The sequence below is a fragment of the Chitinophaga sp. NPDC101104 genome (assembly GCF_050277495.1).
Lineage (GTDB): Bacteria > Bacteroidota > Bacteroidia > Chitinophagales > Chitinophagaceae > Chitinophaga.
In genome coordinates this window covers 3021110-3038927 of the sequence record NZ_JBNNSF010000001.1, presented here as the reverse complement: position 1 = coordinate 3038927, position 17818 = coordinate 3021110, and the positions used below count along the sequence as shown (strand labels likewise).

Here is a 17818-nt window from a genome sequence, read left to right as displayed (position 1 = left end):
AACGATCGTTACGCAGGTTTTTCATTTTCCGCGGGATCGTATAATAACGCGGTGCAGAGGCAAACCTGGCGCTCTTTGGCGCAAAGGATGCCGTGGTTGGCGCAGCTGCGGCAGCCTTCCCAGAAGGCATCGTCCTGCGTGACCTCTGCAAAGGAAACCGGCCTGAAGCCCAGTCTGCTGTTTAATTTCATCACCGCCGCGGATGTCGTGATCGAGATGATCCCGGCATTGGGGTACAGCTGCCGGCTTAGCCGGAAAACCGCCTGTTTCAGGGCCGCGGCCACGCCCATGCCCCGGAGCTCCGGCCGCACGATGAGGCCGCTGTTGGAAACGAACTTCCCTCCTTCCCAGGTTTCGATGTAGGCGAATCCGGCCCATTCGCCGCCGGCCATCAGCGCTATGACCGCCTTGCCCTGTGCGATCTTGCCGCGGATCATTTCCGGAGTGCGCCCTGCGATACCCGTTCCGCGGGCTTTTGCGGAAGTACTGATGGTTTCGGCGATAAGGCTGGCGAAGCGCGCGTCTGCCAGCGTGGCGGTGCGCACTTCGAAGATGACGGGAGGTCCCGCTTCCGGCGCAGACGGTGCGTTATGGGCGTGCATGATCTTCCGGTTTGAGATGTTCACGGATGAAAAGATTGTACAGCGGCGCGGGCACGAGCGAAAACAGCCGGATGCGGCCGGCCTGTCCGGCAACTTCCGCATGGGAAATCCCCGGAACGATGATCCGCTCCACCGCATCGCGGACGCGCTGGTTGCCGCGCTCGTACAGCCTTCCGGCGACACGGAGGCATTTCTCCAGTGCCGGGAAGTTCTCATCGCGCCATTGGCGGAGCGTATGGTCGCGGAGGCATTCCATCGTTTCATACAAATGAAAAATGGCGGGGAATTGACGCAAGGGCTTGTGCAGTTCCGGCAACGCGTCTTCTATCAGCGCCGGAACTTCGTAAGTATTGAGCATGATCAATGGGTAAGTTGAATGATGATCTGGATGAGGACCGACAGGGCAAAGGAGCCCGCGATCACATAGTACATCCACTTATTTTCCGGCGGGGGCACCGGCTTGCGGTAAACACGATGTGTAGGCATGATCTAATTTTCAGACAGTATGCCAAAGCGGATGCCGGACGCGCGTCAACACAGAATCAACTTGAAAATGAACAGCTTGCAATCAATTGGGAAAGTAAACTGCAACTACAACCATGCAAAAACGGAAAACGCCCTTCCGAAACTGAAGTTTTCGTGCTGGCGTAAAAGTTAGGGGCGGAACGAATTATTCCCTATATTTGACGTACGGCAACATTCGCCGTTAACCCGAAATCATGCACATGAAAAAATTATCACTTTCCCTGACCATCGTTGCCGCTTTAGTAGTCGTGATCAGCGCCGCTTTCAAAATCAATCACTGGAATAACGCAGACGTAATGTCGCAGATCGGTGCATTTGCATTGCCCGTTATGCTGATCGGTTTTTCCGTTTACATTTTCTCCCTGGTGAAGGAAAAACTCGCAACTGCAAAACAACGCCGCTAAGCGCTGATGTTCAAGAAAATATTGCAACTGATAAAAAAGTCGGCCGCCGCACCGGCTGAGGAGCCCCTGCCTGCTCACTGGAAAGAACTATCCGTTCATCCGGACACATGCACGATCTCGACCGGCACCGCCATCCGCGACACTTCCAATACGCGAACGTCCTTAGACACAAGGACCCCGTACATGGAAACCTGGCAACAGGCTTATATCCGGTGCAACGCGCAGGTGCAAGGTAAAACGCATCATTTTATGAGCGAGGCCTTGAATATCGACCCGCAGGCCCTGCATATGCACCTGTTGCAACAGGCGCGCATACGCATATGGTACGATCCTGCCGAACCGGGCAACCATCGTTTCGATCTTTCTTTCTTTGGGAAAAAATAAAGGGATTATCCTGCGACGGGGGTGGCCGGTGTAATGCGGTAAGCGCAATGGCGCGCGCCTTCGAGGACATGGTCGAGCCGCTCGATCGTCCCCCATTCCCGGAAAATCTCCTGGAAGGTTTGCAGTTCCACCTTGCAGATGTCGTGGCAGGCGGTAGCCGCTGCGCAAATGGGACAATGGTTCTCGATCATGACAAAACAGCCGTCGCCCTCCCGGCGGTATTCGGCCAGGTAGCCGTCGCGCGAGCGGAGCTCGGCGAACTTACGGACTTTCGCTTCCAGCCCTTCCTCCTCCTTTAATATATCGTAATACCGCAAAAGTACCTTGTACTCCCGGGCGGAGATCACATTATTCAGGGCTTCAGCACCTAATACATCACGAATTGTATCTATAAGTTGAACGGTGAGTTCGGCATGGGTATCGGGGAACCGGCGGTTCCCTTTGTCGGAGATGCTCCAAACGAGTGATGGGCGGCCCACGCCGCGGGAAATGGACTCAAACAGCACCCAGCCTTCTTCGGCCAGCTTCTGGAGCTGTTGCCGGGCGCCCTCGGCGGTAATGCCCAGCTCAACGGAAACGGCCCCGGTGGTAAGGGGGCCTTTCGTTTTGAGCAGCAGTAACAGCCGGTCTGCGGAAGAGGTATGATGTGCCTTATAATTATCCAAGTTTTTACTTGCTTTATTCGCAAATATCGTAACTTTGTCGGGATTTCAAGCAAATAAATTAGCGGAAAAGTTCGAAAATAGGCCAGTGATGAGGATTACCGCTTTCAGCACGCTATCTTTGCACTTGGTAAAGGCCGGGGAAGGTCGCAGGTTCGGATCCTGTCATCCCGGTTGGCCCCGCAAAGTTAATTCGAAATAACTGATTTGTAGAGTATATAATTATTATGAGCGCAGAACAAGACATATTACAGGAACTGGCAGGCCGTGAGTACGAGTTCGGGTTTGAGACGCAGATCGAAATGGATATTGCGCCCCCGGGCCTCAACGAGGACATCATCCGCTTCATTTCCGCCAAGAAGCAGGAGCCGGAATGGCTGCTGGAGTGGCGGCTGAAGGGGTTCCAGCTTTTCCAGAAACTGACTATGCCCAACTGGCAGAATTTCAAATTGCCGGAAGTTGACTTCCAGGCGGTTTCCTATTATGCCGCACCGAAGAACAAGGTGAAATACAACAGCCTCGACGAGGTGGACCCCGAACTGCTCCGCACCTTCGAAAAGCTCGGCATCCCGCTGGAAGAACAGAAGATGCTGTCGGGCGTAGCGGTAGACGCGGTGTTCGACTCCATTTCGGTGGCTACCACCTTCAAAGCGCAGCTCCATGAGCTGGGGATCATTTTCTGCTCCTTCGGCGAAGCCGTTCAGGAACATCCCGAGCTGGTGAAAAAGTACCTCGGCACCGTGGTACCCCAATCCGACAATATTTACGCCGCACTGAACTCCGCCGTTTTCTCCGACGGATCGTTCGTATATATTCCTAAAGGCGTTCGCTGCCCCATGGAACTGTCTACCTATTTCCGCATCAACGCGAAAAATACCGGACAGTTCGAGCGCACGCTCATCATCGCCGACGACAGCTCCTACGTGAGCTACCTCGAAGGCTGCACCGCTCCCATGCGCGACGAAAACCAACTGCACGCAGCCGTGGTGGAACTCATCGCCCTGGACCATGCGGAAATCAAATATTCTACCGTTCAGAACTGGTACCCCGGCGATAAAGACGGGAAAGGCGGTATCTACAACTTCGTGACCAAACGCGGGATCTGCAAGGGCAAAAACTCCAAGATCTCCTGGACGCAGGTGGAAACCGGCTCCGCCATCACCTGGAAATACCCCGGCGTTATCCTCCAGGGCGATAATTCCATCGGTGAGTTCTACTCCGTGGCCGTTACCGCCAACAAACAGGTGGCAGATACCGGTACCAAGATGGTCCATATCGGGAAAAACACCAAAAGCCGCATCATTTCGAAAGGTATCTCCGCCGGCCACGGCCACAATACCTACCGCGGCCTGGTGAAGGTAGGCCCCAACGCCACCAACGCCCGTAACTTTACCCAGTGCGATTCCCTGCTGATCGGCGACCGTTGCGGCGCCCATACCTTCCCCTACATCGAGTCCAAAAACAACTCGGCGATGGTGGAGCACGAAGCCACCACCTCCAAGATCGGGGAAGACCAGGTGTTTTACCTCAATCAGCGTGGCATTGACAATGAACAGGCCGTGAACATGATCGTGAACGGTTACGCAAAAGAAGTATTGAACCAGCTGCCCATGGAATTTGCCGTGGAAGCGCAAAAATTATTATCCATCACGCTGGAAGGCAGTGTAGGATAACCTATAAACACAAAGAGATGCTAGATATCAAGAACCTGCATGCTGCAGTAGAAGGAAATGCTATTCTGAAAGGCATTAATCTGACCGTGAAACCGGGCGAAGTACACGCCATCATGGGCCCCAACGGCTCCGGCAAATCTTCCCTCGCCTCCGTGCTCGCCGGTCGTGAATCTTATGAAGTGACCGACGGCTCGGTAGACTTCCTGGGTAAAGACCTGCTGGACATGAGCCCCGAAGTGCGCGCACGCGAAGGGCTGTTCCTCGCCTTCCAGTACCCGGTAGAAATTCCCGGGGTTTCCAACATCAACTTCCTCAAAACGGCCGTTAACGAGATCCGCGCCTATCACGGCGAACCTCCCATGCAGGCCAAAGCTTTCCTGGACATGCTGAAAAGCAAACAGAAGCTCATGGAGTTCGATGCCAACCTCATGAACCGCTCCCTGAACGAAGGTTTCTCCGGCGGTGAAAAGAAACGCAACGACATCTTCCAGATGGCCATGCTCGAGCCCAAGCTCGCGATCATGGACGAAACCGACTCCGGACTGGATATCGACGCGCTCCGCATCGTATCTGCCGGTGTCAACAAACTGCGCAGCAAAGACAACGCCTTCATCATCATCACCCACTACCAGCGCCTGCTGGAATACATCGTTCCCGACTTTGTACACGTGCTCTACAACGGCCGCATCGTGAAATCCGGCACCAAGGAACTGGCGCTGGAACTGGAAGAAAAAGGCTACGACTGGCTGAAAGAAGACATCCGTTTAGAAGAACCTGTACAATAACACATGACGACTGCAACTAAAAATATATCATTCAACGAGGCATTGCCCGCGCTTTTCGGCGCGCAGTTTTCCGCCAATGGCTGGTTCACCGGCCGGGAAGCGGCACTGAAGCAGTTCCTCGCCCTCGGCGGCATCCCGACGGTTAAAGTGGAAGACTGGAAATACACCAATGTAGTGCCGTTTTTCAAGAACGACATCCAGGTTGCCCTGCCGGAAGTCCCGGAAGTAACGGCCGCGCAGCTCGAAGCCACCGGCCTGCTCCTCCCCGACACCTACCACCTCGTGCTCGTGAACGGCGTAATGCAAGCCCATCTTTCCCAATTGCCGCCCGCCGCGCAGGTGACCGTGAGCAGATTGAGCGAAGCCGGTTCGCAGCCCGCCGTGGAACGCTATTTCCACCAGAGCCCCAAGATCGCCGAGTTTCATTTCGCGCAGCTGAACGCCGCCCTTTTCAATGACGGCCTGTTCATCGAAGTGAAAGCCAAAGCTCAGGTAGAACAACCCATCCAGGTGGTACATCTCTACCTCGCCGATCAGCCCCGCCTCTTCAATCCCCGCCACCTTGTGGTCGTGAACGAAGGCGCTTCCGTGCAGATCGTGGAATCGGCCGCAGGTATCGGTCTTACCGATAACGTGGTGATCAACAGCGTTACCGAATCCATCGTTTCGGAGCGCGCCCAACTGAGCCAATACCAGTTACAGACCGGCGGCAGCCAACTCCGTTCCATCAACCAGAACCTGGTGGAACAGAAAGGCAAAAGCCTCTATAACAACTATACTTTCACCCTCACCGATTCCGACTTCGTCCGCAACAATCTCAACATTTCGCTGGACGAGGAAAGGACCGAAACGCACATGTACGGCTTCTATATCGCAGCCGGCAGCCAGCTGATCGACAACCACACGTCTGTCGACCACCGCATGCCCCACTGCGAAAGCAACGAACTGTACCGCGGCGTATTGATGGACAAAGCCACCGGCGTGTTCAACGGAAAGATCTATGTGCATGAAGATGCGCAGAAAACCAACGCTTTCCAGCAAAACAACAACCTGGTGATCAGCCCTGACGCAGCAATCTACACCAAGCCGCAGCTGGAAATTTTCGCGGACGACGTGAAATGCAGCCACGGTTGTACGATCGGCCAGGTGAGCGACGACGCGCTGTTTTACCTGCGCGCCCGCGGCATCGGCGAGGCGGAAGCCCGCAACCTGCTGGTGAAAGCGTTCGCGTTCGATATCACCGCCAAGGTGACCATCCCGGCTGTGCGCAAACAGGTAGAGCAAATCGCATCGCAATACCTGCACGCCTAGCCTTCACCCTTAAAACCCGGAAGGACCATGGAAACAGCGACTGCACAAGATATTTTATGGCCGGAAGCGGAGTTGATCAGGAATGAATTCCCCATTCTCCAGCAAACCGTCAACGGGCGGGCCCTCGTGTATCTGGACAATGGTGCCACTACGCAGAAGCCCGTTTCGGTGATCCGTTCCATGCAGGAATATTACACCCAATATAACAGCAACGTGCACCGCGGGGTGCATACGCTGAGCCAGCAGGCCACAGCGGCTTACGAAGCCGCCCGCCACGCCGTGGCCGCCTTCATCGGCGCGCATCATCACGAAGTGGTGTTCACCAAGGGTACGACAGACGCCATCAACCTGGTGGCCGCCGGTTTCCGGAAATCTTTCCTCAGGGAAGGCGACGAGATCATCATTTCCGCCATGGAGCACCACTCCAACATCGTTCCCTGGCAGCTCGCCTGCGAGGAAAAAGGCGCGAAACTGAAGGTGGTCCCCATTTCGGACAAAGGCGAGCTCGACATGGACGCTTTCCGTTCCATGCTCAACCCGCGCGTGAAACTGGTTTCCATCACCTGGATTTCCAATACCCTCGGCACCGTAAACCCCGTCAAAGACATCATCGAACTCGCGCACGAACAAGGCATCCCCGTGATGCTCGACGCCGCGCAGGCCGCTGCACATACGCCTATCAGGGTGCATGAGCTGGATGTGGATTTCCTGGCGCTGTCGGGCCACAAACTGTTCGGGCCCACCGGCATCGGTATTCTTTTCGGAAAGGAAAGCTGGCTGGAACAACTGCCTCCCTACCAAGGCGGCGGCGACATGATCAAGCACGTTACTTTCGAAAAAACGACTTACGCCGACGTTCCCCTGAAATTCGAAGCCGGCACTCCTGCCATTTGTGAAGCCATCGGGCTCGGCGCAGCCGTGGCCTGGGTAAACAAAGTAGGGATCCATAAGATACAGGCCTACGAACATCAGCTGACGGAATACGCCGTAGCCGCGCTCAAGCAGATCGAAGGCCTCCGTTTCATCGGGGAAGCCAAACATCGCAGCGGAGCCATTTCGTTCCTCGTTGGCGATACGCATCCCTCTGATGTAGGCGTGCTGCTCGACCAGCAGGGCATCGCGGTGCGGACGGGCCACCATTGCACCCAGCCGTTGTGTGACCGCTTCGGCATCCCCGGAACGGTACGCGCGTCGCTCGCGGTTTATAACACGACAGACGATATCGACCGGCTGGTGGAAGGTGTGCGGAAAGCCGTAACTTTGCTGGGATAAATTTAGAACGACATGACAATCAAAGAGCAACAGGACAGGATCATCGAGGATTTCGAAGTGTTTGGCGACTGGATGGAGAAATACGAATACATCATTCAGCTGGGCAAAGACCTGCCGCTCATTGACCCGAAATACAAGACAGACGACAACCTCATCCGCGGGTGCCAGAGCAAGGTTTGGCTGCACGCGGAACTGCAGGACGGAAAGCTGGTCTTTACGGCCGACAGCGATGCCGTGATCACCAAAGGGCTCGTGAGCCTCGTGATCCAGGTGCTGAGCGGGCATGCACCGAAAGACATCGCAGAAGCGGATATCTACTTCATCGATGCCATCGGATTGACCAGCCACCTCTCCCCCACGCGTTCCAACGGGCTGCTTTCCATGCTCAAACAGATGAAGCTGTACGCCGTCGCATTTCAGGCTAAATCAATGCAAAACTGACGCACAATGGAAATAACGATGAGAGACCAGGTGGAGGAAGCGTTGCGCACGGTGTACGATCCCGAGATCCCCGTGAACATTTTCGACCTGGGCCTGGTTTACCAGATTGAAGTGAAAGACGAAGGCAAGGTGCTCGTCATCATGACCCTCACCGCTCCCGGATGCCCCGTTGCGGGGTCTATCATGGAAGAGGTGAGCCAGAAGGTGTCCGCGATCCCCGGCGTTACGGATGCGGATGTTCGACTCACGTTCGACCCACCCTGGACGAAAGACATGATGAGCGAAGAAGCCAAGCTCGAATTAGGATTTTTATAAAACATTCGAAAGACGCCCTGCAAAGTGGCGTCTTTTTTAATACTACACACATGGCAGAAGACTTACAGATCATAAGGGGCACGAAAGCCGAGCAATATGAAGCCCTCCTCCCGCAGATCAAGGCGTTGATCACAGGTGAGCCGGACCTTACGGCCAACCTGGCCAATATTTCAGCTGCACTGAAAGAGCAGTTTGGATGGCTCTGGGTGGGATTTTACCTGGTGAAAGACGGGGAACTGGTGCTGGGGCCTTTCCAGGGGCCGGTTGCGTGTACGCGTATCCGTAAGGGGCGCGGGGTATGCGGGGCGGCGTGGGAACGTGCGGAAACGCTGGTGGTCCCGGATGTGGAGGCGTTTCCCGGGCATATTGCCTGCAGCAGTCTTTCCCGCTCGGAGATCATTGTGCCGCTGTTGGTGAACGGTGAAGTGAAGGGCGTGCTGGATGTGGACAGCGTGGACCTGGATACGTTCGATGAAACGGACAAACGTTACCTGGAAGAAATTACGGGCTGGATATTTTAATGCCCGCTCGGCTGGCGCAATCGCCTGACTGAAAGCCGAAATTTATTGGATTGATTTTCTCAGCATGAGAAAATTTTTCGCGTATATCTTTTCCGTACTTTAATTGCGGTTGTTAAAACGATGTGTTTCGTTTCAACAACCGCAATTTTGCTTTATATCCAACAAGCAAATAACCCAAACCTTGCCACTATACGGCATTTCAATTTGTTGACCCAAAACGATTCAATTATGAATTATTATGATCATTTCGCCGAATGGCTGTTCAGTCCGGAACGTTCCACCCAACAAAAAACGATCATTACACTTATCGGAATTGCTGCCATTTTCTTTACGAACGATTTACTAGGCCTCAGCTATTACTACGTCATGCAGCGCAAAACCGAACATTTTACGAAACTGACAGCCATCATCAATGCTCCTGCCACAGACAGCACCAGCAAATCGCTGGCATTTGAAATCAGAAAAGAAATCATCGAAAGGGAACCTTACTCTTTCTTCCTTTTTGACCTTTTAAAAGGAAATTCGCCTTCGTCCCAGGACAACCACCAGAAAAAACCAACAGTCCCGAATGCAATGAAATATGCAGAAAATATTTCCATAAAAAACCAGATGTTGTTTATTGCATCTTCGGGCGGAATCTACTTCATTTCATCATTCATAACTTTTTTGATGCTGTTTTTCGGGTTCAAAAAATTGCTATCGGGTTATTTAATACTGATTTTCCCGCTCATCATTACCATTCAATTTGCAGCGGGCTCAGCACTTGCATTTTTCTGCAGTTTCATTCCCAATTTTTCAAATGATACCGGATGGAATTACCTCTTCAATTTTCTCCTGCAATTATCCACCTTATTTGTATCTTATCCGTTGATTATCAAACTGATCCACCACCACAAAAAACGCCGCTGAAAGCAGCGGCGTATATGATCACATAACACGTAGCATCGAGTTGTACTACTGACGCTCAACCACGATGAATATTACTGACATTGGGGGCAACGTAAACCGGAGCCCATCCATCGTTTTGGCGGACCAGGCCTTCACGCTACCCACGTCTTCCGGCCCACCGGCAACGCCTGCAGGCCCGTTTCCGTTTACAAATACTTTTCTCGAAAAATAACTTACACCTTCTCCGCCCGTCAGCTCGTACCAATAGTATCGCTCGCCGGCCCGGAAGTTTTTCAGGTCTACCGAAACCGTCTGTGCAGCCGCCGCCCGGTTCACGATAACCAGGCCGGCATGGCCGCTGCTGAAAGTGGTCGTATAGGCGTTGATATTATGATTGTTTGCCGGCAGCTGCGTTTCTACCAGCCGGTTGCCCAGGCATTGCTGTAAGTAATACAGGTAGAAGAACGCCGGCCGCGCATTCCATTTAGTTTCGCCGGAAGCCGGCTCCCCCTGGCTGAAAAGCCCGTGATCATTACCGTTTTCCCAGGCGTTGGCGAGGTCCCACCGGCAAGCCATCCCAAATCCGTTCCGCAACAACTCTCCCACCACCAGAACCGCATGCATCCCCGCCACCTGAGACACCATCTGCTGCGAGCCCACCGCGAAAATGTTCCATTCCGTCAACGCCACGGGCTTCTGGGCCACACCATTCCGCTGGACCGTCGATTTCAGGTGCTCCATCATCGCTTTGGAAACGGCTTCCGCGGAAGCCAGCACTTCGGGCGGATTGGAATTCGTGTTGTAAGGCGTGTAATAGCTATGCACGATATAATAATCGGCCATGGCGCCCGCTTCCTTCAACACGCCTTCGTTCCAGTTTTTGTCCGTAGCCGTGGCCCAGGTGGGCGGATCGTGCTCCAGCAGCTGCGCGCCGATATAAATCGTGTGCCCGATGGATGCCGCCGCTTTCCGCATGGAATCAGCAAACACACGCCAGTGGCGGCCATACAGTTCTCCGGTGACGATGGCTGGCTGTGCGTCGTGGTTCGTGGCGGGATCGATCCGGTAACCGGCCTGCCAGGTGCCGTTGCTTTCGTTCCCGATCTCCCAGTACCGCGTCCGCCCTTTATCAAACCGCACCCATTCCGCCGCCAGGTGTGCCGCCGCCGCCACAGGATCGGCGCTTGTTCCGTACCGCGCGTAGCCGTAGTTAATGGTGATCACGCCTTCGTTGCCGGTTTGCTGCAGCATGGCGTAGTAATTGGCCGTGCTCATCGTCCAGCCATCGGTATTACCACCGAACCAATAGGCCGCGGGCTTCGTGGTACCGTCGGCATCCGCGAGCTGGGGCGGCGCATCGGCCGGTGCATGGCCAGGCGCGGCGTTCCAGAAAAAGATGCTGCTGATGTTCCCGCCGGGAAACCGCACCAGGCCGGGCCGAAGCAGCCGCAATTGTTGCAGCAGCTTCGGTTCCGTCACCATCTGCGTCATGTAAACGTTCGCGTTGTTGCCCAGCATCGTGGGCGGGATTTTGGTGAGGATTTTGGACATGTCGGCCGAAACAACGACCGAACCGGCAGCCGGCGGCGCTTTCTCGATGAAATCCGGCGCAGTGAACGTTTTCTCCTTCCACCCATCCATAAAAAACCCGATAGTTGCCGCCGTGGGCGGGTCTTTGGGCGACAGTACCGGACCGGTAGTATCGCCACCACCGCCATTGTTGACACGGTCGCCCGACTTTTTGTTGCAGCCCATCGACGCGCAAACTATCATGCTCCATAAACAGATCCCTCTTACCGTATTTTTCATTCCTATTTTATCTTGACGATCCTGAAATTGTCGAATGCTGCGTTAAAAACTTCGATGGGTTTGTCTTCCGACACCATCCTGAAAGTAAATGCCACTTTCCCGCCGGCGGCCACCAGTTCGCCCATAGACGCAGCGCTGGCGCCGGTGCCTTCCACCCCGTCTGCCGCTGTCTTGAATGCCGAAAGCTGCACGGTTACGGTAGTCCAGGTATTTTGGGTATGGAAAGCATTGCCGGGCAGGGAGCTCCAGGGCTTCCAGCGCACTGCGAAATTCTCGCCGAGCCGCAATACGCATACCGCCGTGGTCCAGGGTTCCTTAGTATTGACTTCGAACTTCAGCGCATAATCGGCCGCTTGTTTGGTACGGATAGCGTCGGTGAACAAAACGGTCTCGTTGAAATTGCCGGACCTTCCGCCTTCCCACCAGGCGCCGTTGTTCACGCCTACGCCGCCGAAAACGCAATTGAGATAGTAGCCCCGCGTACCGGGGAATTTCGTGGCATCGTTGATCCGGTCTGCACCCCACCAGGCCCAATTTAGACGGGGCAATTCTCCCGTTTCTCCGTCGTTCGTGAGATTGCTGATCACGTCGCCGCTCTGGTGATCGTTCAGCGGCCCGTTAGACACGGCCGTTCCGTATTTGGCTACTACCGACAATCGTCCCGTATCCGTTCCCAGGTCCGGCAGTTTGAACCCGACGCGCGTACCTTCCGGATTGGCGTTGAATTGCGTGATTTCCCGGTTCCCCGGCAAGGTGATCTTATTGATCAGCCACAGGCTGGAACCGAAGATGATCACGGAATCCCCCGGCATTGCGTTTTCATTGCTTACCTGCGCGATCGCCGGCGGAGGGATTTCCAACGTGAATTTGAACACCGCATCGCCACGGTCTGTCCTGATCCGCAGCTCGTTCGGTACATTCCGGTCGGTAGCCTCTGTGGTAGCGTTTTCCGGAATATTGATGATGATATGGGTGTTCGTATTGTATGCCGGGTTAAAGTATGCATCGAAATTATTGAACAGGACATGCGTTGCGCCCTGGAGGTTTTCACCGGTGATGAGAATGAGCGCACCGGGCAAGGCACGCACAAATGCGCTGTCCATTTTGGAGGAATCGAGCAGCGTCACGCGGTGGATGACCGGCGGGCCCGAAGGACCGTCATCTTTGGTACAGGCCGCCAGCAGCACGATCATCAGGCCAGCCAGCAGCAATCGGATATTTTGTTTCATACGTTTCGTTTTTGTGGGATCAGAACTTGAAAGGAACGGGAGGTTTCCGGAGATTCGGGGCGGCCGACAATTCTACCGCCGGAATGGGCAGGTAAAAATTGCCTGCCGTCACGGGATATTTGGCCACCACGTCTGACGTGATCTGCCAGGAAGTGGCGTTGAGCTCCGAATTGGGAACGATGCGATAGGTGCCGCGGTCCTGGTCTTTGATCATATCCAGCACCTTGGCGGGCGCATAGTAATACATCCGTACGAGGTCGTACCATGCTTGTCCTTCCATGGCCAGTTCCAGCCTGCGTTCGCGGTAAATATCATCTGCTGTGATCACCGTTTTTTCACCTACGTTCGCTCTTTTCCGGAGAGCATTGAAGTACTGGAGCGCCAACGCCTCGCTCGTGGAAGCGCTGTTGCCCAACGCTGCTTCGGCGTATACGAGGTACACATCCGCCAGCCTTAACATATAGGTGTTGATTTCCGTATGCTGCTGCGTCACTTTACCGTCGTTGTCTTCCGGCCGGCCTACGACGTATTTCTTCACCCAGGCCCGTGTATTGTACCTTTCCGTGCCCACCCATCTCCAGGGCACCTGCAATTCCTGGATGAGCTTTTTACCGGGATTGGCAGGATCGTCTACCGCCTGGTGGATGTAGGAGTAATGTGCGCCAGGCAGCATGAACGTGGCTTTCAGCCGTTTGTCGTTCGGGGAATAGAGCCGCAGCTGATCGAACGAAGCGCCCAGGTCGCTGCCCCATCCATCACCGAACCCGGTGATCTCAGAGCCGAAGGCCAGGAAGGCCTGCACGCTGTTTTGCGTCCCCCAGTCGCCGTCGTATTTCCATTGCAATGCAAAGAGGCTTTCGGAATTGTTGTTGTTCTTTGTCAGGAAAAGGTCTTCGTAATTGGCCATCAATTGCGCCCCGCTGTTGGCGATAACGTCTTGCGCGAGGGCTTTCGCCTTGTTGAGATCATCGGCATTACGTTGCCCGTTCCCGGCGAGCCCTGCGCGGGTGAGATAACTTTTCGCCAGCATCCCCTTCGCCGCCCATTTCGTCACGCGGCCTTTCTGGGCCGGCGTTGCGGGCAGATTGTCTGCGGCGAACTGGAACTCCCGTATAATGAATTCCCAGATGCTTTCCACGGTATTCCTTGCCACGGAGGTGTCCGTCAACAGGGTATTGTTATCAGTGATCACCGGCACCGGGCCCCAGTTCTGCACCAGGTAATAATAAGCCATCGCCCGCATGAACTTCCCTTCCGCGATCCCCATCTGCTTCACGTTTTCCGGCACACTGGGCGCCGTGTATTTCGTGACGTTGTAGATCACCATGTTGGATTGCGCCACCACGTTGAAAAAGGCCGTCCAGGAACTGTACACTTCCGGCGTAACGTCGGTCGTCTGCATGCGGATGTTCTCCACCTGGTAAGAGCCGGACATGAGGATGCCGGCGCGCCCGTCCCCGATCCCGTGCGATGCCTTGTCGTTATAGGCGAACCACACCACGTTATAAAGCGGCGCCGTTCCTGCCAGCACCTGGTCTGCCGTCTGGTAAAAATTCACGTCCACGATGGCGTCTTCCGGCGGACGGTTCAAAAAATCCTTGCTGCACGACGCCAGGAGCGCGCCGCAGCCGAGGAGGAACATATATTTGAAGATGTGCTTTTTCATGATTCGGATTATTTGATGCTTAAAAATCAACCGCCACGGCTGCGTTGTACATACGGGTCAGCGGATACCGGCCCGCGTCCACGGCGATCAGCTGGCTGTTGAGCTGCACTTCCTTGCCCAGATAGGCGCCCACTTCAGGATCGAAGCCGGAATATTTAGTGAAGGTGTGCAGGTTTTGCGCCCCGATCGAAAGGCGGACGGAACGCACCACCCGCTGCCGGCTCAGCCATTCCGACGGTAACACATACCCCAGCGTCACGTTCTTGATACGGATATAGGAACCATCTTCCACAAAGAAATTGGTGAAACGGTTGCCGTTCCCGTTCACATCCGTTCCCACGATGCGCGGAACGGAAGTTCCGGGGTTCGACAGCACATCCTTCCCGCTGCCGTCCTGCACGATGCGCGCATAATCGAACGCTTCCGACATGAGGTTGCGGCCCAGGTTGATGTTGTTGGGATTGGAATTGCTGTAGCGGACGTAATTGTAGATATCGTTCCCCGAAGCGCCCGTCAACAATATGCTCAGGTCAAAACCCTTCCACGAGAACGAGTTGGTCAGCCCGAACGTGAGCTTGGGCCATGGGTTGCCGATGAAGGTCTGATCGCGGGAGTCGATGACCTTATCGCCGTTGAGGTCTTTGTATTTGATATCGCCGACCCACACGCCGCCGTCTTTCTGGATGGGCAGCGGCGAACCGTCCGATTGCGTAGGGATGGGGCTTTTGCGTATTTCATCCTCCGACTGGAAAACCCCTTCGGCTACATACCCCCAGAACATCCACGGTGCCTGTCCGAGCGAGGACCGGGCCGTGAAATTATTCATATACCATGCGCTCCTGCTGAGGAAAGCCGCGTCGGAATAGAATTTCGTGATTTTCGTTTTGAAAGACGAAATATTGAAATTGGTTTTCCAGGTGAAGTTATTCCGGTTGATGTTGGTCGTGTTCACCGTGATCCCGAAACCTTTGTTCTGCATCGACCCGATGTTGACGATAGGTGCGCTGATGGCCCCTTCGCCCTGGGTGCCCATGTATGCGGGCAGCGGGTTGGGCATGAGCAGGTTGTCGGTTTTGCGGATGTAATAATCCGCTTCGATCTGTACCCTGTCTTTCAGCAGCCCGATATTCAGGCCGATGTTTTTCGTTTCGGTGGATTCCCACTTCAGGTCGGCATTTCCGTATTGCCCGGTGCGGAAACCCGCGCCCCATGGGGTTGTTACGGACGACAGGGAGCTAAACTGTGCGCCACCGCTGCCGCTGTTGCCGGTAGTCCCCCACTCCGCGCGGAGCTTCAGGTCGCTGATCACCGGCACTGCCTGCATGAAGGGCTCGCGCGAAATCCGCCAGGCCGCGGAAGCAGAGGGGAAATAGCCCCAGCGGTTGTTGGCGCCGAAGTTCGAAGAACCGTCGGCACGGCCCGCTACCTGCAGAATGTATTTTTCGTCGTAAGTATAGATTACGCGGCCGAGCCAGGACTCCAATGCGCCGGAGCCTTTAAACCCGCCCGTGGTCTGCCCCTGCGCGTCGCCGAGGTTGATGGACGGGATTTCGTTGCTCGCAAATCCCACACGGGTGATGCTATAACCTTCATAGTTCCAGGCCTGGGCTTCGTGGCTCGCCATGGCGTTGATGGCGTGCTTGCCGATATTCGTATTGTATTGCAGCAGCTCGTTGAGGTTCCAGTAAAAATTGCGGTTATTCTGGACAGACATGCTCGCTTTTTCGTTGACGTTGAAACCCAGGCGGTAAGTGGGCGTGAACTTCACACCGTCGAAGTATTCGAAGTTGCCGTTGAAGCTCGTGCGGAACGTCAGTCCTTTGATGATATTTACGTCTGCCGAAAGGCCGCCCATCCCGCCGGTCCGTTTCAGGTTGTTGCTGATGAGGTTGGCGATGGCCACGGGGTTGAGGGGCGCATAACGCGCGTTCGTCCCGAATTCATTTTCCGTAGCGCCGCCCCAGCTGCCGTCCGGATTCTTAACCGCCACGTTCGGCGCGAGGTTGATGGCGTTGCGGATCACATCCTCGCTGGTAGACGATAACTTTTCCTTCGTCTGGTAAAAATTGACGTTGGTGTTCAGCGTCAGCCATTTGAAAAGTTTGTTGTCCATATTCAACCGGAAACTGTACCGTTTGAAGTCGGACCCTACGGCCACGCCTTCCTGGTCGAAATATTCCCCCGATAGGTAGTAACCGGTGCGCTCCGTGCCACCGCTCACCGTGAGCTGATGGCGCTGCAGGGGCGCGGTTTTGAACAGCTCCTGCTGCCAGCGGGTGCCATCTCCCAACACGGAAGGATTGGCGAATTCCGGTGTGGGCGTGCGGCCCAGCAGCGCGGCGATCTCGTTGTTCATGATCGCGTATTGCCGGAGGTTGAGCGTCGCAACTTCTTCCGGTTTGTCTTGCAGCGTATACAGATAATTATAGCCCACTTTCATCTGCCCCTGCCTGCCCCGGCGGGTGGTCACCAGCACCACGCCGTTGGTGGCGCGGGAACCGTAGATCGCCGTGGCGGACGGGCCCTGCAAAATTTCCATGGACTCGATGTCATTGGAGTTGATCCCCGCCAGCGGGTTCATGGAGCTGGTATTGCCGTAAGACACGGTAGCCGGCTGGATCTGCACCCCGTCGATCACGTACAGCGGCTCGTTGGTGCCGCTGAGCGTATTCACCCCGCGGATCACCACCGATACGCCGCCACCTGGCTGACCGGAGTTTTGCGTCACATATACGCCCGCAGCGCGGCCCTGGAGCGCCTGGTCGATGGTGGTGTTCACCGTCCGGCCGATGTCCGTGGCGGAAACGGATACCTGGGCGCTGCTCTGGTCGGTCTTCTTCATCTTTCCATATCCAACTACTACCACATCGTCCAGCGTTTTGCTGTCGGTTTCGAGGGAAACATTGTAAGATGAGGCGCTGCCGATACGGATTTCCTGCGACGTCATCCCGATGAACGAGACCAGGAGAATATCCCCCGTTTTCGCGGAGATGGAAAAGCGGCCTTCGTTATTGGCGGCCACGCCCTGCGTTGTGCCTTTGATGGCTACCGTTGCACCGGGCACGGGTTGCCGCGAAGCGCGGTCGGTGACCACGCCGGTGATGGTACGTTTCTGGTCCGGGGAATTTTGGGCAAGTACCGTCACCTGGGCCAGCCATAGGCAGATGAACATCCACCAGGCCGGGCTCGGCTTGCCCGCTAAACTGATTTTTTTCATACGTAGAATGTTAATGAGTGGAATGAAATGCGCGTTTGATTTGGTTGACTATTGTAAACGTGGGCCCTCATCGGAGGGCAGGATAAAAGTATCCCGAATCTTCGGGAGGCAGGG

Annotated in this window: 18 protein-coding genes; 10 read left to right on the top strand and 8 right to left on the bottom strand. The window is 55.1% G+C overall.

The genetic code is table 11. The annotated features are described in order from the left end of the window. Positions 1-8: 8 nt before the first annotated feature. The 3 genes from ACQKLP_RS12265 to ACQKLP_RS12255 are packed head-to-tail and all read right to left on the bottom strand — an operon-like array spanning position 9 to position 1088. Entirely contained in the window at positions 9-602 is a 594-nt protein-coding gene (locus ACQKLP_RS12265) for an N-acetyltransferase family protein (RefSeq protein WP_427323037.1), read from the bottom strand. Next, positions 589-960, bottom strand: coding sequence for a DUF7674 family protein (locus ACQKLP_RS12260; protein ID WP_427323036.1), 372 nt, complete (start codon positions 958-960; stop codon positions 589-591). Before ACQKLP_RS12260 ends, ACQKLP_RS12265 begins: the two co-directional genes overlap by 14 nt. Before the next feature lie 2 nt (positions 961-962). After that, positions 963-1088 carry a hypothetical protein gene (locus tag ACQKLP_RS12255; RefSeq protein WP_427323035.1) on the bottom strand — a complete coding sequence of 42 codons (126 nt, stop codon included), beginning with the start codon at positions 1086-1088 and terminating at the stop codon, positions 963-965. A gap of 239 nt (positions 1089-1327) precedes the next feature. Here ACQKLP_RS12255 and ACQKLP_RS12250 point away from each other — a divergent pair, with 239 nt between their 5' ends. Continuing rightward, on the top strand, positions 1328-1531 hold the full coding sequence (locus tag ACQKLP_RS12250) for a hypothetical protein (RefSeq protein WP_427323034.1): 204 nt from the start codon (positions 1328-1330) through the stop codon (positions 1529-1531). A gap of 6 nt (positions 1532-1537) precedes the next feature. Continuing rightward, positions 1538-1915, top strand: a complete 378-nt coding sequence (locus tag ACQKLP_RS12245) for a hypothetical protein (RefSeq protein ID WP_427323033.1) — start codon at positions 1538-1540, stop codon at positions 1913-1915. Positions 1916-1920: 5 nt separating this feature from the next. On the opposite strand, the gene ACQKLP_RS12240 is transcribed toward ACQKLP_RS12245, so the two are convergent. Next, complete coding sequence (locus ACQKLP_RS12240; RefSeq protein ID WP_427323032.1) at positions 1921-2580, bottom strand: helix-turn-helix transcriptional regulator; 660 nt, start codon at positions 2578-2580, stop codon at positions 1921-1923. 224 nt (positions 2581-2804) lie between these two features. Here ACQKLP_RS12240 and sufB point away from each other — a divergent pair, with 224 nt between their 5' ends. The 8 genes from sufB (at position 2805) to ACQKLP_RS12200 (ending at position 9804) form a co-directional block, all read left to right on the top strand. Further along, positions 2805-4250, top strand: a complete 1446-nt coding sequence (sufB, locus tag ACQKLP_RS12235) for a Fe-S cluster assembly protein SufB (protein ID WP_427323031.1) — start codon at positions 2805-2807, stop codon at positions 4248-4250. Between the two features lie 17 nt (positions 4251-4267). After that, positions 4268-5035: a Fe-S cluster assembly ATPase SufC gene (sufC, locus tag ACQKLP_RS12230; protein WP_341839280.1), complete on the top strand. Its 768-nt coding sequence runs from the start codon at positions 4268-4270 to the stop codon at positions 5033-5035. A 3-nt stretch (positions 5036-5038) separates the two neighbouring features. After that, a complete protein-coding gene (gene sufD / locus ACQKLP_RS12225) occupies positions 5039-6346 on the top strand; it encodes a Fe-S cluster assembly protein SufD (protein ID WP_427323030.1) in 1308 nt (435 codons plus the stop codon). Positions 6347-6373: 27 nt separating this feature from the next. Further along, positions 6374-7618 (top strand): aminotransferase class V-fold PLP-dependent enzyme, encoded by a 1245-nt coding sequence (locus ACQKLP_RS12220; RefSeq protein ID WP_427323029.1) that lies wholly within the window; start codon positions 6374-6376, stop codon positions 7616-7618. A gap of 12 nt (positions 7619-7630) precedes the next feature. Then, positions 7631-8059: a SufE family protein gene (locus ACQKLP_RS12215; RefSeq protein ID WP_427323028.1), complete on the top strand. Its 429-nt coding sequence runs from the start codon at positions 7631-7633 to the stop codon at positions 8057-8059. A 6-nt stretch (positions 8060-8065) separates the two neighbouring features. After that, entirely contained in the window at positions 8066-8374 is a 309-nt protein-coding gene (locus tag ACQKLP_RS12210; protein WP_427323027.1) for an SUF system Fe-S cluster assembly protein, read from the top strand. A 50-nt stretch (positions 8375-8424) separates the two neighbouring features. Next, on the top strand, positions 8425-8895 hold the full coding sequence (locus tag ACQKLP_RS12205) for a GAF domain-containing protein (protein ID WP_427323026.1): 471 nt from the start codon (positions 8425-8427) through the stop codon (positions 8893-8895). A 228-nt stretch (positions 8896-9123) separates the two neighbouring features. Further along, complete coding sequence (locus ACQKLP_RS12200; RefSeq protein ID WP_427323025.1) at positions 9124-9804, top strand: hypothetical protein; 681 nt, start codon at positions 9124-9126, stop codon at positions 9802-9804. A 45-nt stretch (positions 9805-9849) separates the two neighbouring features. Here the strand turns inward: ACQKLP_RS12200 and ACQKLP_RS12195 are convergent, their stop codons facing one another. From ACQKLP_RS12195 to ACQKLP_RS12180, 4 genes are read right to left on the bottom strand one after another with little or no spacing between them, the layout of a single operon-like run. Continuing rightward, positions 9850-11592: an alpha-L-arabinofuranosidase gene (locus tag ACQKLP_RS12195; protein ID WP_427323024.1), complete on the bottom strand. Its 1743-nt coding sequence runs from the start codon at positions 11590-11592 to the stop codon at positions 9850-9852. Positions 11593-11594: 2 nt separating this feature from the next. Continuing rightward, entirely contained in the window at positions 11595-12821 is a 1227-nt protein-coding gene (locus ACQKLP_RS12190) for a glycan-binding surface protein (RefSeq protein WP_427323023.1), read from the bottom strand. A 19-nt stretch (positions 12822-12840) separates the two neighbouring features. Next, on the bottom strand, positions 12841-14487 hold the full coding sequence (locus ACQKLP_RS12185; protein ID WP_427323022.1) for a RagB/SusD family nutrient uptake outer membrane protein: 1647 nt from the start codon (positions 14485-14487) through the stop codon (positions 12841-12843). Positions 14488-14506: 19 nt separating this feature from the next. Then, a complete protein-coding gene (locus ACQKLP_RS12180) occupies positions 14507-17704 on the bottom strand; it encodes a SusC/RagA family TonB-linked outer membrane protein (RefSeq protein ID WP_427323021.1) in 3198 nt (1065 codons plus the stop codon). Positions 17705-17818 lie beyond the last annotated feature (114 nt).

Coding starts and splice junctions, on each gene's coding strand:
- ACQKLP_RS12180 (WP_427323021.1), bottom strand. CDS start 17,704: ATGAAAAAAATCAGTTTAGCGGGCAAGCCGAGCCCGGCCTGGTGGATG.
- sufB (WP_427323031.1), top strand. CDS start 2,805: ATGAGCGCAGAACAAGACATATTACAGGAACTGGCAGGCCGTGAGTAC.
- ACQKLP_RS12245 (WP_427323033.1), top strand. CDS start 1,538: ATGTTCAAGAAAATATTGCAACTGATAAAAAAGTCGGCCGCCGCACCG.
- ACQKLP_RS12205 (WP_427323026.1), top strand. CDS start 8,425: ATGGCAGAAGACTTACAGATCATAAGGGGCACGAAAGCCGAGCAATAT.
- ACQKLP_RS12200 (WP_427323025.1), top strand. CDS start 9,124: ATGAATTATTATGATCATTTCGCCGAATGGCTGTTCAGTCCGGAACGT.
- ACQKLP_RS12185 (WP_427323022.1), bottom strand. CDS start 14,487: ATGAAAAAGCACATCTTCAAATATATGTTCCTCCTCGGCTGCGGCGCG.
- sufC (WP_341839280.1), top strand. CDS start 4,268: ATGCTAGATATCAAGAACCTGCATGCTGCAGTAGAAGGAAATGCTATT.
- ACQKLP_RS12260 (WP_427323036.1), bottom strand. CDS start 960: ATGCTCAATACTTACGAAGTTCCGGCGCTGATAGAAGACGCGTTGCCG.
- ACQKLP_RS12250 (WP_427323034.1), top strand. CDS start 1,328: ATGAAAAAATTATCACTTTCCCTGACCATCGTTGCCGCTTTAGTAGTC.
- ACQKLP_RS12195 (WP_427323024.1), bottom strand. CDS start 11,592: ATGAAAAATACGGTAAGAGGGATCTGTTTATGGAGCATGATAGTTTGC.
- ACQKLP_RS12190 (WP_427323023.1), bottom strand. CDS start 12,821: ATGAAACAAAATATCCGATTGCTGCTGGCTGGCCTGATGATCGTGCTG.
- ACQKLP_RS12220 (WP_427323029.1), top strand. CDS start 6,374: ATGGAAACAGCGACTGCACAAGATATTTTATGGCCGGAAGCGGAGTTG.
- ACQKLP_RS12210 (WP_427323027.1), top strand. CDS start 8,066: ATGGAAATAACGATGAGAGACCAGGTGGAGGAAGCGTTGCGCACGGTG.
- ACQKLP_RS12265 (WP_427323037.1), bottom strand. CDS start 602: ATGCACGCCCATAACGCACCGTCTGCGCCGGAAGCGGGACCTCCCGTC.
- sufD (WP_427323030.1), top strand. CDS start 5,039: ATGACGACTGCAACTAAAAATATATCATTCAACGAGGCATTGCCCGCG.
- ACQKLP_RS12215 (WP_427323028.1), top strand. CDS start 7,631: ATGACAATCAAAGAGCAACAGGACAGGATCATCGAGGATTTCGAAGTG.
- ACQKLP_RS12255 (WP_427323035.1), bottom strand. CDS start 1,088: ATGCCTACACATCGTGTTTACCGCAAGCCGGTGCCCCCGCCGGAAAAT.